Source organism: Cellulomonas sp. NTE-D12, from assembly GCF_027923705.1.
Taxonomy (GTDB): Bacteria; Actinomycetota; Actinomycetes; order Actinomycetales; family Cellulomonadaceae; genus Cellulomonas.
The window spans coordinates 2442051-2456341 of the sequence record NZ_AP026442.1 but is presented as its reverse complement, the minus strand read 5'-3'; the positions used below and the strand labels follow the sequence as shown (position 1 = coordinate 2456341).

Sequence of the window (14291 nt, the reverse complement as noted above, 5' to 3'; positions counted from 1 at the left end):
GATGTCCGACACTCCCGCCCCGCGCCGCCCCAGGGTCATGGTGCTGTTCGGCGGCCGGTCCGGCGAGCACCCCATCAGCTGCGTCACCGCAGGGGGAGTGCTCCGCGCGATCGACCGCGACCGCTACGACGTGCTCGCCGTCGGCATCACCCGTGACGGTCGGTGGGTGCTGGTGGACGACGACCCGGACCGCTGGGCCATCACCGGCGGCAGGCTGCCGGAGGTGACGGACGCCCCGGCGCGCGTGCTGCTGCCGCAGGCGGTCGACGACCGCGAGCTGCAGGTGCTGCGCGGAGGGGTCGCCGAGGCGCTGGGCACCGTGGACGTCGTGTTCCCGCTGCTGCACGGCCCGTTCGGTGAGGACGGCACGCTGCAGGGGATGCTCGAGCTGGCCGACGTCCGGTACGTCGGGGCCGGCGTGCTCGCCTCCGCGGTCGGCATGGACAAGCAGATGATGAAGCTGGTCTTCGCCGGTCAGGGGCTGGCTGTCGGGCCGTACCGCGTGGTGCGTCCCGGCGAGCTGGACCGGGACCCCGCGGGTGTGGTCGCGCGCGTGCAGGAGCTCGGCCTGCCGGTGTTCGTCAAGCCCGCGCGAGCCGGGTCCAGCCTCGGCATCAGCCGCGTGGACGACTGGGCGGACCTGGAGACGGCGATCCGCGCGGCGGCAGAGCACGACCCCAAGGTCGTCGTCGAGGCGGCGATCGTCGGGCGCGAGATCGAGTGCGGCGTGCTGGGCGGCGTGGACGGCCGGCCGGCACGGGCGTCGCTCCCGGGGGAGATCGTCGTCACCGATCACCGGCACGCCTTCTACGACTTCGAGGCCAAGTACCTCGACGAGGCGAGCGTGCGCCTCGAGTGCCCGGCCGACCTGCCCGCGGACGTCATCGAGCGGGTCCGGGCGATCGCGGTGCAGGCGTTCGACGCCGTCGGCTGCGAGGGTCTGGCCCGCGTCGACGTGTTCGTCACGCCCGACGGCGACGTGGTGGTCAACGAGATCAACACGATGCCGGGGTTCACGCCGTTCTCGATGTACCCGCGGATGTGGGCCGCGACGGGTACCGACTACCCGACGCTTGTCGACGAGCTCCTGCGCCTCGCGCTCGAACGGCCCACCGGCCTGCGCTGAGCACCGCCACGCCCAGGGCGGTCGCCCGTCGGGACGGTCAGACGCAGGAACGCTCCTTCGCCGTCCGCGCGATCGCCGGCCCCAGCGCGTCGAGGAACGACGTCGAGCGCTGTGCGGCCACCTCGGCCGGCACGTGCACCTCGACCGCCGGCACGCGTCCGTAGGTGACGAACGTCCAGTCGGTCGGCGCGCCCGTGCTCGAGGCGGCAGCATCGGCCGGGATCACCAGCCAGTCGATGCTGGGGCCGTTGGGTGTCTGGATCGTCTCGCACCGCTCGGTGGTCGGCCCCGGCGGCTCGACCCCGCACCGCAGGACGACGGGTGCCTGCTCGGTCCCCCAGGCCGTGGTGGCCTGCGCGGAGGTCGCGAGCCGGTGCAGCCCCGGACTGAGCACGTCCGGCGTGCTGAGCACGACCTCGGCGCACACCGGGTCCGTCGCGTGCGTCGCCACGGCGACGGGCACGGTGCTCGCACAGCCTGCGAGAGGACCGGCGGCCACGGCGGCGCTCAGCAGAGCGGAGGTCCGCAGGACGGCACGGCGCCGCCAGGCGGGCATCGGGAGGGGCACACGCCACCGTAGCGCTAGCGTGGGCCGCCGTGGCTGACCTGCTCGTCCGTGACCTCTCCGAGGAGGCGCTGCTCCGTCGCATCGTCCCGGTGCTCCCGCGGGGCCGGCTGACGCTGGTCGCCGCCGGCGACGACGCCGCTGTGGTGAACGCCCCGGACGGCCGGGTGGTGGTCACCACCGACGTGCTGGTGGAGAACCAGCACTTCCGTCGGGAGTGGTCGTCGGGGATGGACGTCGGCCGGCGGGCTGCCGTCCAGAACCTCGCGGACGTCGCCGCGATGGGCGCCCGGCCGACGGCCCTGGTGGTCGCGCTCGTGATGCCGGGCGACCTGCCGGTCGACTGGGCGGTCGGCGTCGCCGAGGGGCTCGCCGCGGTGTGCGGTCCGCTCGGGGTCGGCGTCGTGGGCGGCGACCTGTCCGGTGGTCCGCTCGTCGTGGTCAGCGTGACGGCGCACGGTGACCTCGAGGGTGCGGCGCCGGTGCGCCGGTCCGGTGCCCGGGCGGGCGACGTGGTGGCGCACGCCGGCGTCCGCGGCTGGTCGGCGGCGGGCCTCGACCTGCTGCTCGCCGGCCGGGGACACCTGGACGACGAGCTGGTGGCGGCCTACCTGCGCCCGACGTCCCCGCTGGACGCCGGGCCGGCGGCGGCTCGCGCCGGCGCCACCGCCATGATCGACGTGTCGGACGGCCTGCTGCGCGATGCCGGTCGGGTGGGACGCGCGAGCGGCGTGGTGATCGACCTCGACCGCGCGGAGGACGCCTTCGGAGACGACCTGGACCGCCTGGCCGATGCCGCCGGCGCGCTCGGGAAGCTCGCCCGCAGCTGGGTGCTGGGTGGCGGCGAGGACCACGGTCTGCTCGCGACGTTCCCGCCCGGCGCCGTGCTCCCGGAGCCGTTCCGGGTGGTCGGTCACGTGCGCCCGGTGCCGCACGGCGGCCGTCCCGGGGTGCTCGTCGCCGGGGCCGTGCCCGACGTCGCGCCGGGGTGGGACCACTTCGGCGGCTGACCCGTCAGCCTCGGCGGTAGCGCACCTCGAGCAGCTCGGCACCGCCGACGTCCTCGTACTTCTCGATGCCGTCCGGCTGGAACCCGTGGCGGCGCCAGAAGTGCTGTGCTCGCTCGTTGTCCGCCATGACCCAGAGGACGAGGCGCCGGCCGGCGCCGGCCTCCGCGATCACCGTGCGCATCAGCTCCCGCGCGACCCCGCGGCCCCACTGCTCGGGGGACAGGTACATGGAGTAGATCTCGCGGTCCGCCCTGAGGCTGTCCTCGTCGCGGCCGGGCCCGAGCGATGCGAAGCCCACGATGCGGTCGCCGACCACGGCGACCCAGGTCCGCACCTCGTCGGCGGGGCCCCTGCTCAGCAGGTCCGCCCAGACCGGGGTGCGCTCGTGGGGGTCGAGGTCCGCCAGGTACGAGTCGGGGACGATGCCGGCGTAGGCCTCCTGCCACGACCGGACGTGCACCTCGGCGATTCCGGACGCGTCGTGGACGTCGGCCAGGCGGACGACCACCTCGTCGGGCTGCTCCATGGGCTCACGATGCCACAGCGTCCTGTGGCGGTGGCAGCGTCGGCGGTGCGAGGGTCCACCGGCACGAGGACGGCTGGTCGACGCCCCCGGGCAGCACGAAGGCCCGCGGGCTGAGCCCACGGGCCTTCGGTGACGCTCGACCGGTCGGTCAGACCGCGCGCTGCACCTTCCCGGCCTTGAGGCACGAGGTGCACACGTTCAGCCGCTTCGGCGTCCCGGCCACGACCACGCGCACGCGCTGGATGTTCGGGTTCCAGCGCCGCTTCGAGCGGATGTGCGAGTGCGAGACGGAGTGCCCGAAGCTCGGGCCCTTGGCGCAGACGTCGCAGTTGGCAGCCACGATCTTCTCCTGGTCTTCAGTGGTGCATGGTTCGAGGGCCGGACGGGCCGGAGATCGAGCTCCGTCCGCCAGGTGGGGCGCTCCGCACGGCCGCCGGCACCGTCGCGAGACGATGGGAGCCGAGCCGGGCACCACCAGTGGTCCGGACCGGCCGGACAACCGGACAAGACTAGCCCACGGTCCGGTGGGGTCCAAAATGGCGCGGGCGGTCGCGATGTCGGCGGTCCCGGGCAGGGTAGGCCGCGACGAGGGGGAGGTCGATGGAGGAGCTGGACGGCGCCGTCGTGCGGGCCTGGGCCGTGGCCGCCGCCGACGCGATGGCGTGGTCGGCCGCCCGGATCGACGCGGTGAACGTGTTCCCCGTGCGGGACGCGGACACGGGCACCAACGTCCGGCTGACGGTGGCCGGGGGTGCGGCGGCGGCAGCGCGGGTGCCGCGGTCCGCGGACGCCGAGCAGGTCGCGCGCGCGTTCGCCCTGGGATGCGTGCGGTCGGCGCGCGGCAACTCCGGCGTCATCCTCAGCCAGTACCTCGAGGGGTTCGCCGCCGGGCTCGGCGACGTCTCCCACGTCGTCCCCGGCCGCGCGGCGGGCACGGACGGCGAGCTGCTGGCACGGGCGCTGGTGCGGGCCGCCGCCGAGAGCGCCCGCGCGGTCGCGCTGCCGCAGGAGGGGACTGTGCTCACCGTCGCGCGGCAGGTCGGCGAGCACGCGAGCCGTTCGGCCCGCGCCGGCCGGCCGGCGCACCAGGTGCTCGGTGCGGCCGTTCGGGAGGCGCGAGCGGAGCTGCGCCAGGTCAGCGCGGGGAACCCCGTCCTGCGGCAGGCCGGCGTCGTCGACGCGGGCGCCTGCGCCCTGCTGGTGCTGCTCGAGGCGCTCGAGCGCGCGCTGCTGGCGCCCACCGGCCGGCAACCGGCTCCGCTGACCGGCGCCCCGGACTGGCTCCCGGTGGGCGGCCCACGGACGGGTGGTCGGAACGCACCCGGGTTCGGCGGCACCTTCGAGGTGATGATGCTGGTCCGCCCCTCCGCGCCGGACGCCGCGGTGGGGGACCGGTTGCGGACTGCGCTCGCCGAGGTCGGCGACTCGGTCGCCGTCGTCGGTGCGGACGACCTGTGGCACCTGCACGTGCACACCGACCTGCCGGCGGCCGCCATCGAGGCGGGCGGGGCCGCCGGGTCGCGCGAGCAGGTGGTGGTGCGGCTCGTCGAGGGGGCGGCCGCCCAGGTGGCCGCGGGCGACGACCTCGGGGTGGTGATCGGGACGGCGTCGCCCGCGACCGCCGGCTGGTTCGCCACCGGTGGTGCGGTCGTGGTCGTGCAGTGCCCGGAGGCGCCCGTGGACGCGGCACACCTGGTTCGCGCGGCTGCGGACACCGGTTCCGACCATGTGGTGGTGCTCCCCGGAACCGAGGAGGCCGCCGCAGCCGCCCGGCTCCTGGTCGACCCGGACGGTGTCGGCGGTGAGCTGCCCGGGGTGCGGGTGGAGGCCGTGGACACGGCGGTGGGCGTGCTGCGGACGGCCGTCGCGTCCCTCGCACTGCTCGGCACGCACGGTGGCGCCGCGGCCGGACGGGCCGAACAGGCGCGCGCCGCACTGCTCCGGCTGCGCAGCTGTGACGTCGAGGCGGCGGACGCAGTCGGCGACGTGGTGCGCGCCGTGGACCGGCTGGTCGCGGAGCTGCCGTCCGCGCAGGCCGTCACCCTCCAGCACGCGCACCCGTTGCGGGACGGCGCCGCCGTGCTCGGCGCGCTCGCGGACCGGTTCCCGGACCTCGACGCGGTGCCGGTCGGTCCGGTCGGCTCCGGACCGGCGTGGCGGATCGGGGTGGACTGAGGTGGCCGACCGTTCGAGCGCGGCATCGCGTGCCAGTACGTCGGCCGTGCGCTCCGACCGCCCTCTGGACCGCCCGCTGACGGCCGTGGTGTCGAAGGGAGCGGCCAAGGCGCTGGGGGGACTCGGCCTGCACACGGTGGGGGACCTGCTGCGGCACTACCCGCGCCGCTACGCCGAGCCCGGGCAGCTGACGGACCTGGCGGGCCTCCGGGAGGGCGAGCACGTCACGGTCGTCGCCCAGGTGGTCCAGGTGACCCTACGGACCACCCGACAGGGCCGGGGGCTGCTGGAGGCGGTGGTCACCGACGGGCGCGGTCGCCTCGACCTCGGGTTCTTCGCCGCCAGGACGGGCGTCCTGAAGTACCACGAGGGCGTGCTGCTGCCGGGTCGCCGGGCGATGTTCACCGGAACGGTGAGCCGATACGGCCCCAAGCTGCAGCTGCTGCACCCGGCGTTCACGCTCCTCGGCGACGACCTGGACGAGGAGCGGCACCGCGCGGAGGCGGCGTGGCCGATCCCGATCTACCCGGCGTCGAAGAGCATCGAGTCGTGGAAGATCCGGGAGGCGATCCGTGGGCTGCTCGCTGGTCTGGACGAGGACGACGTGCTCGATCCGCTGCCGCCCCGGGTGCGGGCCGACCAGGGCCTGGGGACCCTGCGCTCGGCTCTGACGGACGTGCACGAGCCGCACGTGGACGCCGACTGGCGTCGTGGGCAGGACCGGCTCCGGTACGAGGAGGCGTTCGTCCTCCAGGCCGAGCTGGCCCGCCGGCGGGTGCAGGCGGCGCAGCAGGCTGCCGTGCGACGCCCCGGCCGCGCGGAGGGTCTGCTGGACGCCTTCGACGCCCGGCTGCCGTTCACCCTGACCGCGGGCCAGCGTGAGGTCGGGCAGGTGCTGTCGCATGAGCTGGCCGGCGACCACCCGATGCAGCGGCTGCTGCAGGGCGAGGTCGGATCGGGCAAGACGGTGGTGGCCCTCCGCGCGATGCTCCAGGTGGTCGACTCCGGCGGGCAGGCCGCCCTGCTGGCCCCGACCGAGGTGCTGGCGGTCCAGCACGCCCGGACCCTCCGGGCCCTCCTCGGCGATCTGGCGGAGGGAGGGTTCCTCGGCGGGGCCGACGTGGCGACCCGGGTCACGCTGGTGACGGGCTCCCAGCCGGCGGCGGTCCGACGGGAGGCGCTCGCCGATGCGGCGGGAGGACGGGCCGGGATCGTCGTCGGGACGCACGCGCTGCTCTCCTCGACCGTGCAGTTCGCCGACCTCGGGCTGGTCGTGGTGGACGAGCAGCACCGCTTCGGCGTCGAGCAGCGCGACCTGCTGCGCGCCAAGGCGCAGGCGACTCCGCACCTGCTGGTGATGACCGCGACGCCGATCCCCAGGACCGTCGCCATGACGGTGTTCGGGGACCTCGAGACGTCGGTCCTGTCCGAGGTGCCGGCCGGACGCAGCGGCGTACGCACCTTCATGGCGGCGGCGGACCGACCCGCCTACATGGCCCGGACGTGGGCCCTGGTGCGCGAGCAGGTGGATGCCGGGGGCAGGGTGTTCGTCGTCTGCCCACGGATCGATCCCGACGACGCGTCGGCCCTCTCGCCGGAGGCTGAGCTGGACGGCGCCGACCTGCTCGACGACGAGGGCGCGGCCGGTCCGCGCCGACCGCTGCGCGCCGTGCTCGAGGTGGCGGAGGACCTCGGCAACCGCCCGGAGCTCGCCGGCGTGCGCATCGGCCTGCTGCACGGCCGGTTGCCGGCGGAGGCCCGGGACCAGGTGCTGGCCGACTTCGCCGCCGGGACGGTGCCCGTGCTGGTCACCACGACGGTCATCGAGGTCGGCGTCGACGTCCCGGCCGCCACGGTGATGGTGGTCCTCGACGCCGACCGGTTCGGCCTGTCCCAGCTGCACCAGCTGCGTGGTCGGGTGGGCCGCGGCACCGCGCCCGGCACCTGCCTGCTCGTCTCGCACGCGACGGAGGGGACACCGGCCTGGGACCGGCTGACGACGCTGACCACCACGTCCGACGGGTTCGCCCTCGCGGCCGCCGACCTCGAGCTGCGCCGCGAGGGAGACGTCCTCGGAGCGGCGCAGTCCGGCGGGACGAGCTCCTTGCGGCTGCTCCGCGTCGCCCGCGACGTGGAGGTGATCGAACGCGCCCGCGCAGATGCGACGCGGTTCGTGGCGGACGACCCGGAGCTGCGGAGCTGGCCACCGCTCGACGCCGCGATCGCCGACCGGCTGACCGGTGACCGCGAGGAGTTCCTCGAGCGGGTCTGAGGCCGCCCACCGGGATGGCACCGCGACGCCCTGCACCCAGGCACCCCGACCGGCCCACGGGACGGTCGCCCGCTCGGTCTACCCTGACCGTCGTGCCGAAACCCCTGCCCGCCGTCCGCGCCCAGGACCTGCTCGTCGGCTACGGCGGCGCCCCGGTGTGCGCACCCGTCACCTTCACCCTGCAGCCCGGCCGCGCCCTTGCGCTCGTGGGCGCGAACGGCGCAGGCAAGTCCACCGTGCTGCGTGCCGTGATCGGGCTCCTGGAGCCGATGAAGGGGCGGCTGGAGGTCTTCGGCTCCGAGGTGGACGAGCGCGAGATCGGCTTCCGCACGCAGGTCTCGAGCGTGCTCGACGACGACGCCTACTTCCCGTCCCTGTCCGTCGCGGAGCACCTGTACCTGGTCGCGCGCGGTCACGGCGTGCGGGACGCGTGGGACCGGGTGGACGAGCTGCTGGAGGAGTTCGGCCTCACCGAGCACGCGCGGGCCCTGCCGGTGGCCCTCTCGTCCGGTCAGCGGCGTCGGCTGCTGCTCGCCGCGGGCTTCGCCCGTCCGCGATCCCTCCTGGTGCTGGACGAGCCGGAGCAACGGCTCGACCGGCGGATGCACGCGCGCCTGATGGAGCGTCTGCGAGCCGAGAAGGCCGCGGGAGGCGCGGTCCTGGTCGCGACCCACGACCCCGCACTGGTGCTCGGCGTGGCGGACCGGGCGCTGCACGTCGACGAGGAACGGTGCGAGCTGCTGTCGGCCGAGGACGGGGCTGCGCTGATCGCCCAGGTGCCGGCGTGACCTCGTCGGAGGCGGTCGACGGCACGCCCGCGGTCCTGCCGGGGGAGCGCGGCGAGCTGCCGTCCGCGCAGGCGGTCCGACGTTTCACCGCGGCGGCGGGCCGTACCAGGGCCGGCGCCGGCGTCGGTTCGCTGCTGTCGGACGTGTACTACGCGGTCATCATGCTGGCGATCGCCGTCGGCGTGGCGCTCGGTGTGGCGCAGCAGCTGCGCGTGGCGTTGCCGCCCGCTCCGGCCGTGGCAGCGCCGCACGGGCTGAACCTGCCGACGCTGGTGGCCGTCCTGGTCGCGGGACTCGTCGGCGTGCTGGTGTCGTTGTCGGGCCGCCTCGGCCCGGTCGCAGCCGGCGGTGCCGAGGCGTCCTGGTGGCTGAGCCTCCCGGTCCCGCGTCGCGGCCTCCTGCGGCCGGCGGCTCGGCGGCTGCCGCTCGTCGCCGCCGCTGCGGGTGCGGTCGTCGTGGCCCTGCTCGACGCCGGTCTGCTGGCCGACGGCGGTGGCCGCGTGCTGCGCGCCGCCGCGGCGGGCGCCCTCGGTTCGGTGCTGCTGGTCCTGCTCGCGGCCGTCGGCCAGTCGCTGGGTGTCGCCCGTCGGCACACCGCCCTGGTCGGCGACCTCGTGCTGGCCGCCGCGCCGCTGGTCGCGATCGGCCTGACGCTCGCGGGCACGCGCGTCGGGGCGCTGCCCGTCCCGTCGTGGCCCCTGCTCGTGGTCGCGGCGCTCGCGGTCGTCGCGCTCGCGGCCGTGGTGGACCGCCGGCTGGACCGCATGCCTGCCCGCACGCTGCGTGAGAGCGGCTCCGTGGTGACGCAGGCGGTCGGGGCCGTCGTCTCGATGGACTCCCGCGAGCTCGGCCGCGCGCTGTCCGCCGGCGGTGAGTCGCCGGCCCGGCGCCGTGTCTCGCGCCTGCGCACCGTCCGCGGCGCCACCAGCGCCCTGATCACCGCCGATCTCGTGCTGCTGCGACGCTCGTCGCGGCACGTGGTCCAGCTGGTGGTCGCCGCCTTGATCCCGCTGCTCGCCACCGTCGTGCCGCAGCTCGCGGCCCCGGCGGCCGTCCTGCTCGCGCTGCTGCTGTCCGGCATGGTGGCGCAGAGCGCGACGGCCGAAGGTGCTCGTCGCGGCGAGATGGCGCCTGTGCTCGACCGCGCGCTGCCGCTCGGGGCGAAGACGGTGCGTCGGTTGCGGATGGTGGTGCCGGGCGGGGTGATGCTCGTCTGGAACCTGGTCGTGTTCGCCGGGCTCGGGCGTTGGGCGGCGGACGTGCCCGGTTGGCTGGCGCTCGCGGTGGCCGGGACACCCGTCTGGGCCGCCGGTGCGGTGCGGGCGGCGTACCGACCGGCGCCCGACTGGAACAAGCCGCTGGTGTCCACGCCGATGGGCGCCCTGCCGACCGGGGTCGCCTCCGTGATCGCCCGTGGGCCGGACGTGCTGGTCCTCGGCCTGCTCCCGACCTGGATCGCCGTCCTGCTGCGCACCGTGAGCCCCACGCTGCTACTGGTGCAGGCCGCGCTGGCGGTCGTCGCCGTGCTGATCTCGTCCTCCCTGGCGACGGGCGGCGTCATGGACTGGATGGCCCGCCAGCAGGAGCTCCTCGAGGAGGAGAAGAAGAAGACCGGCGCTCGCACGGGACGTCCGTGACCCGGATCGTCGCGGGCTCGGCCGGCGGTCGCACCCTCCAGGTCCCTCCGCGCGGGACCCGTCCCACCAGCGAACGCGTCCGGGAGGCGCTGTTCTCCCGGCTGGAGCACCGCGACGCGGTGGCCGGTGCCCGCGTGCTCGACCTGTACGCCGGGTCCGGAGCGCTGGGCCTCGAGGCGGCGAGCAGGGGCGCGTCCACCGTGACGCTCGTCGAGGCGGCCCGTGCCGCGGCGGACGTGTGCCGCCGCAACGCGACCACGCTGGGCCTCGCCGCGCGCGTGCAGGTGGTGGCAGAGCGCGTCGAACGGTTCGTCGCGCGCCCCGCCGCAGCGCCCTGGGACCTCGTGCTGCTGGACCCGCCCTACGACGTCCCCGCCGCCGCGCTCGACGACGTCCTCGCCGCCCTGGTGCCGGCGCTGGCGCCGGGCGCCGTCGTCGTCGTGGAGCGCTCTGCCCGGGGAGCCGGGCCCACGTGGCCGGACGGTCTCGTGGCGGACGGCGAGCGCGGCTACGGCGAGACCCACGTCTGGTTCGCCACGACGTCCTGACGGCGTTCGCGCACCGGCCCGGCGTAGGTTGGCACCGTGAGCCTCGCCGTCTGCCCCGGGTCGTTCGACCCCGTGACCCTCGGCCACCTGGACGTGGTGCGGCGCGCGCGGTCGATGTTCGACGAGGTGGTCGTCGCGGTCGCGCACAACTCCGCCAAGCGCCCTCTGCTCGGCGTGGACGAGCGCGTGCGGCTGGTGCGCGAGGCCGTGGCGGACCTGCCCGGGGTGCGCGTGGCCGCCACCGACGGGCTGCTCGCCGACTTCCTGCGTGAGACGGGTGCCGACGCCGTGGTGAAGGGCCTGCGCGGCGGTGCGGACGTCGACGCCGAGCTCGCCATGGCCTTGATGAACCGGCACCTGTCCGGCGTCGAGACGGTGTTCGTCCCGGGCGACACGGCGCTGGCTCACATCGCGTCGTCACTGGTGAAGGACGTGGCCCGGCACGGCGGGCGGATCGACGACCTCGTCCCGCCGGGTGTCGCCGAGGCGGTCCTGCGGGCGGTTGCGGCGGAGGGAGCCGGTACCGGGCGCGGTGCGGGGGTCGCGACGAGCTCCGACGGCCCGAGCGTGTCGGCAGCGACGGAGGTGACGTGGTGAGCGAGATCGACGACCGCACGGGCGGTGTGCAGGGCGTGCTGGAGGCGTTGGCGGCCGCGGTGGAGCAGGCGCGCGCGATGCCCATGTCGTCGTCCGTGCTGGTGAACCGCGCGGAGCTGCTCGACCTCGTCGACCAGGCCCGTGCGGCCCTGCCGGCGCAGCTGACCAGGGCCGACGCACTGCTGGCCGACGCCGACGCGGCGCGTGCGGACGCCCGCTCCGAGGCCGAGGCGATCCTCGCTCGCGCTCGGGAGCAGGCCGACCGGCTCGTCGAGGCCGAGGCGATCACCGTCGAGGCCCGCGACCGCGCGGCACAGCTGCTCGCCGACGCGCAGGAGCAGGCCGACGCCCTGCGGCGCGATGCCGACGACTACTGCGACCGGCGACTGGCGGACTTCGAGATCGACCTGGGCAAGGTGCTGAGCCAGGTGCAGGCCGGTCGCGCGAAGCTCGCGGGGCGCCTGGGCGCCGCGGGCCTGTAGTCGCTGCGTTTTGGCGCGCCCTACCGGGTGCCGTAGAGTTGCCGGCTGGTCCTGCCGGTGGTGGTCCGGACCGAGATCGACGAGGGGACACCTGCCGTGCAGCGCCCTGGCCAGCTCGATCCCCGCTCGCCCCTGGTGCTGGACACGCACGAGCTGGGCCGGGCACCGGGGTCGATGCGACCCGAGCGCCGGACGGTGGCGGCCCCCGCCGACCTCGGCACGGCGGTCATCGGCATCCCTGAAGGATCCGAACTCGAGCTGGATCTCCGGCTCGAGGCGGTGACCGAGGGGGTCCTGGTCTCCGGAACGGTTCGCGGCCAGGCCGTCGGGGAGTGCGTGCGCTGCCTGGACCAGGTGCTCGAGGATGTCGAGGTGCACCTGGCCGAGCTGTACGTGTACCCCGAACGTGCGGCGGTCGCGATCCAGGACGGTGACGACGAGGAGGACGTGCGGGAGCTCGAGGGCGATCTGATCGACCTCGAACCCGCGCTGCGGGACGCGGTGGTGCCTGCGCTGCCGTTCCAGCCGGTGTGCCGGCCGGACTGCCCGGGCCTGTGCCCGCAGTGCGGCGCGCACCTGGCGGACGACCCGGACCACACGCATGAGACGCTTGACCCCCGATGGGCTGCCCTGGGCAGCCTGGTCGGCCAGGATGACGAGACGAAAGAGAGCTAGCCGTGGCTGTTCCGAAGCGCAAGATGTCGCGCAGCAACACCCGGGCGCGCCGCTCGCAGTGGAAGACCACTGCCACGCCGCTCACCACCTGCCCGCAGTGCAAGGCTGACAAGCAGCCGCACGTCGCGTGTCCCTCCTGCGGCACCTACAACGGCCGGCAGTACGCCCAGGCCGTGCGCAGCGAGTTCGAGGGCGTCTGACCTCGCGCGGTGATCTCGTGATGAGCACCGCGGCCGATCAGCTGCTGACGAAGCTCGGGGTCCACCTGGACCCCGAGCTTCTCGTGCTTGCCCTGACCCACCGGTCCTTCGCCCACGAGGCGGGGGGTCTGCCGACCAACGAGCGCCTCGAGTTCCTCGGCGACTCGGTGCTCGGCGTGGTCGTCACGGAGCGGCTCTACCGGGAGCACCCGGACCACCCCGAGGGTGACCTCGCCAAGATGCGTGCGGCGACGGTGTCGCAGCGCGCCCTCGCGGGAGTCGCCCGGGAGCTGGACCTCGGCCGCTTCGTGCTCCTCGGCAAGGGTGAGCTCGCCACGGGTGGTGCGGACAAGGACTCGATCCTCTCGGACACCCTCGAGGCGGTCTTCGGCGCCGTCTACCTGACCCACGGCCTGGAGACGGCGCGGCTGCTGGTGGACCGGCTGGTGGGACCGACCCTCACGCGGGCGGCGGACCTCGGAGCCGGGCTGGACTGGAAGACCTCCCTGCAGGAGCTCGCCGCCGCGCTCGGCATGGGCGCACCGGAGTACCTGGTCACGGGCGAGGGCCCCGACCACGCGCGCGTGTTCACCGCCCAGGTGGTGGTGGGCGGCGAGGTGCGCGGCACGGGTGTGGGCTCGGCGAAGAAGATCGCCGAGCAGGAGGCGGCCGAGGCGGGCTATCTCGCCCTGGGCGCGCTCCGGGACGCCCAGGACGAGGCAGAGGCGCAGGCCGTGGCTGACGGCCGCACTCTCGGCGGCTGAGACCGCTTGCCGGAGCTGCCCGAGGTCGAGACGGTACGCGACGGTCTGGCGCGGCACGTCGTCGGACGCACGGTCGCCAGGGTGCAGGTGCACCGCGACTACAGCGTCCGCCGGCACGACGGCGGACCACTCGACTTCGCCGCGCGGCTGGCCGGGCGGCCGCTGACGGCAGCGGTCCGGCGGGGCAAGTTCTTGTGGCTGCTGCTGGGTTCCGACGACGACGCCCTGATGGCGCACCTCGGGATGAGCGGACAGCTGCGGGTGCACCCGCCGGGTGACGACGAGGCCGTCGAGCACCCGCACCTGCGCGTGCGGCTGCAGCTCGACGACGGGTCGCGGCTCGACTTCGTCGACCAGCGCACCTTCGGCCACCTGTCCGTGCCCGACCTCGTCCCCACGCCCGACGGTGGTGCCGGGGGCCTCGGCTCCGCACTGCCGGCGATACCCGCGCCGGCGGCGCACATCGCCCGTGACGTGCTGGACCCCGCGCTGGACCCGGCCGCCGTGGTGCACGCGATCCGCTCCCGCCGCACGGGCCTGAAGCGGGCGCTCCTGGACCAGACGCTGGTGTCCGGCATCGGCAACATCTACGCGGACGAGGGCCTCTGGCGTGCGCGGCTGCACTACGCCCGGCCGACGGCAGGCCTGCGCCGGGCCGACGGGCTGCGGCTGCTGGAGGCAGAGGCCGAGGTGATGCGCGAGGCGCTGGCAGCGGGCGGGACCAGCTTCGACGCGCTGTACGTCGCGGTGAACGGCGCCTCGGGGTACTTCGACCGGTCGTTGGCGGTCTACGGTCAGACGGGTCGCCCGTGCCCCCGGTGCGGCACACCGGTGCGTCGGGAGGAGTTCATGAACCGCTCGTCGTACCTGTGCCCCCGCTGCCAGCCGCGACCGAGGCAGCCGCACCTCTGACGGGAGCCGCGCCG

At 75.2% G+C, this 14291-nt stretch carries 16 protein-coding genes; 13 read left to right on the top strand and 3 right to left on the bottom strand.

The window, feature by feature from the left end:
* The first annotated feature begins 1 nt into the window (after position 1).
* Entirely contained in the window at positions 2–1126 is a 1125-nt protein-coding gene (locus QMF98_RS11345) for a D-alanine--D-alanine ligase family protein (RefSeq protein ID WP_337973137.1), read from the top strand.
* A gap of 37 nt (positions 1127–1163) precedes the next feature.
* On the opposite strand, the gene QMF98_RS11340 is transcribed toward QMF98_RS11345, so the two are convergent.
* Positions 1164–1682 carry a DUF3515 family protein gene (locus QMF98_RS11340; protein WP_348773406.1) on the bottom strand — a complete coding sequence of 173 codons (519 nt, stop codon included), beginning with the start codon at positions 1680–1682 and terminating at the stop codon, positions 1164–1166.
* Between the two features lie 50 nt (positions 1683–1732).
* Here QMF98_RS11340 and QMF98_RS11335 point away from each other — a divergent pair, with 50 nt between their 5' ends.
* Complete coding sequence (locus tag QMF98_RS11335) at positions 1733–2701, top strand: thiamine-phosphate kinase (RefSeq protein WP_337975611.1); 969 nt, start codon at positions 1733–1735, stop codon at positions 2699–2701.
* 4 nt (positions 2702–2705) lie between these two features.
* Here the strand turns inward: QMF98_RS11335 and QMF98_RS11330 are convergent, their stop codons facing one another.
* Together QMF98_RS11330 and rpmB are read right to left on the bottom strand one after the other, a co-directional pair.
* Positions 2706–3227: a GNAT family N-acetyltransferase gene (locus QMF98_RS11330; protein ID WP_291759119.1), complete on the bottom strand. Its 522-nt coding sequence runs from the start codon at positions 3225–3227 to the stop codon at positions 2706–2708.
* 148 nt (positions 3228–3375) lie between these two features.
* Complete coding sequence (rpmB, locus tag QMF98_RS11325; RefSeq protein WP_263729226.1) at positions 3376–3567, bottom strand: 50S ribosomal protein L28; 192 nt, start codon at positions 3565–3567, stop codon at positions 3376–3378.
* A gap of 260 nt (positions 3568–3827) precedes the next feature.
* On the opposite strand from rpmB, the gene QMF98_RS11320 reads away from it, so the two are divergent.
* The 11 genes from QMF98_RS11320 (at position 3828) to mutM (ending at position 14277) form a co-directional block, all read left to right on the top strand.
* Positions 3828–5402: a DAK2 domain-containing protein gene (locus tag QMF98_RS11320; protein ID WP_337973135.1), complete on the top strand. Its 1575-nt coding sequence runs from the start codon at positions 3828–3830 to the stop codon at positions 5400–5402.
* 46 nt (positions 5403–5448) lie between these two features.
* Positions 5449–7674 (top strand): ATP-dependent DNA helicase RecG, encoded by a 2226-nt coding sequence (locus QMF98_RS11315; protein ID WP_337973134.1) that lies wholly within the window; start codon positions 5449–5451, stop codon positions 7672–7674.
* A 92-nt stretch (positions 7675–7766) separates the two neighbouring features.
* Positions 7767–8462 (top strand): ABC transporter ATP-binding protein, encoded by a 696-nt coding sequence (locus QMF98_RS11310; RefSeq protein ID WP_337973133.1) that lies wholly within the window; start codon positions 7767–7769, stop codon positions 8460–8462.
* Positions 8459–10099, top strand: coding sequence for a DUF6297 family protein (locus tag QMF98_RS11305; protein ID WP_337973132.1), 1641 nt, complete (start codon positions 8459–8461; stop codon positions 10097–10099). The genes QMF98_RS11310 and QMF98_RS11305 overlap by 4 nt, the downstream gene beginning before the upstream one ends.
* On the top strand, positions 10096–10647 hold the full coding sequence (gene rsmD / locus QMF98_RS11300; protein ID WP_291759109.1) for a 16S rRNA (guanine(966)-N(2))-methyltransferase RsmD: 552 nt from the start codon (positions 10096–10098) through the stop codon (positions 10645–10647). The genes QMF98_RS11305 and rsmD overlap by 4 nt, the downstream gene beginning before the upstream one ends.
* A 36-nt stretch (positions 10648–10683) precedes the next feature.
* Positions 10684–11244: a pantetheine-phosphate adenylyltransferase gene (gene coaD, locus QMF98_RS11295; protein WP_337973131.1), complete on the top strand. Its 561-nt coding sequence runs from the start codon at positions 10684–10686 to the stop codon at positions 11242–11244.
* Positions 11241–11726: a hypothetical protein gene (locus QMF98_RS11290; protein ID WP_291759106.1), complete on the top strand. Its 486-nt coding sequence runs from the start codon at positions 11241–11243 to the stop codon at positions 11724–11726. Before coaD ends, QMF98_RS11290 begins: the two co-directional genes overlap by 4 nt.
* Before the next feature lie 96 nt (positions 11727–11822).
* A complete protein-coding gene (locus QMF98_RS11285; RefSeq protein ID WP_337975610.1) occupies positions 11823–12401 on the top strand; it encodes a YceD family protein in 579 nt (192 codons plus the stop codon).
* 2 nt (positions 12402–12403) lie between these two features.
* The gene (gene rpmF, locus QMF98_RS11280) at positions 12404–12601 is read left to right on the top strand and encodes a 50S ribosomal protein L32 (protein ID WP_263729217.1); all 198 of its coding nucleotides are present in this window, start codon (positions 12404–12406) and stop codon (positions 12599–12601) included.
* A gap of 20 nt (positions 12602–12621) precedes the next feature.
* Positions 12622–13365, top strand: coding sequence for a ribonuclease III (rnc, locus tag QMF98_RS11275; RefSeq protein WP_337973130.1), 744 nt, complete (start codon positions 12622–12624; stop codon positions 13363–13365).
* A gap of 6 nt (positions 13366–13371) precedes the next feature.
* Positions 13372–14277, top strand: coding sequence for a bifunctional DNA-formamidopyrimidine glycosylase/DNA-(apurinic or apyrimidinic site) lyase (mutM, locus tag QMF98_RS11270; RefSeq protein ID WP_337973129.1), 906 nt, complete (start codon positions 13372–13374; stop codon positions 14275–14277).
* Positions 14278–14291: the final 14 nt, after the last annotated feature.

Bases quoted from the DNA above. Each gene is read 5' to 3' on its own strand.
- QMF98_RS11345 (WP_337973137.1), top strand. From the start codon at position 2: ATGTCCGACACTCCCGCCCCGCGCCGCCCCAGGGTCATGGTGCTGTTC.
- QMF98_RS11340 (WP_348773406.1), bottom strand. From the start codon at position 1,682: ATGCCCGCCTGGCGGCGCCGTGCCGTCCTGCGGACCTCCGCTCTGCTG.
- QMF98_RS11330 (WP_291759119.1), bottom strand. From the start codon at position 3,227: ATGGAGCAGCCCGACGAGGTGGTCGTCCGCCTGGCCGACGTCCACGAC.
- QMF98_RS11320 (WP_337973135.1), top strand. From the start codon at position 3,828: ATGGAGGAGCTGGACGGCGCCGTCGTGCGGGCCTGGGCCGTGGCCGCC.
- rnc (WP_337973130.1), top strand. From the start codon at position 12,622: ATGAGCACCGCGGCCGATCAGCTGCTGACGAAGCTCGGGGTCCACCTG.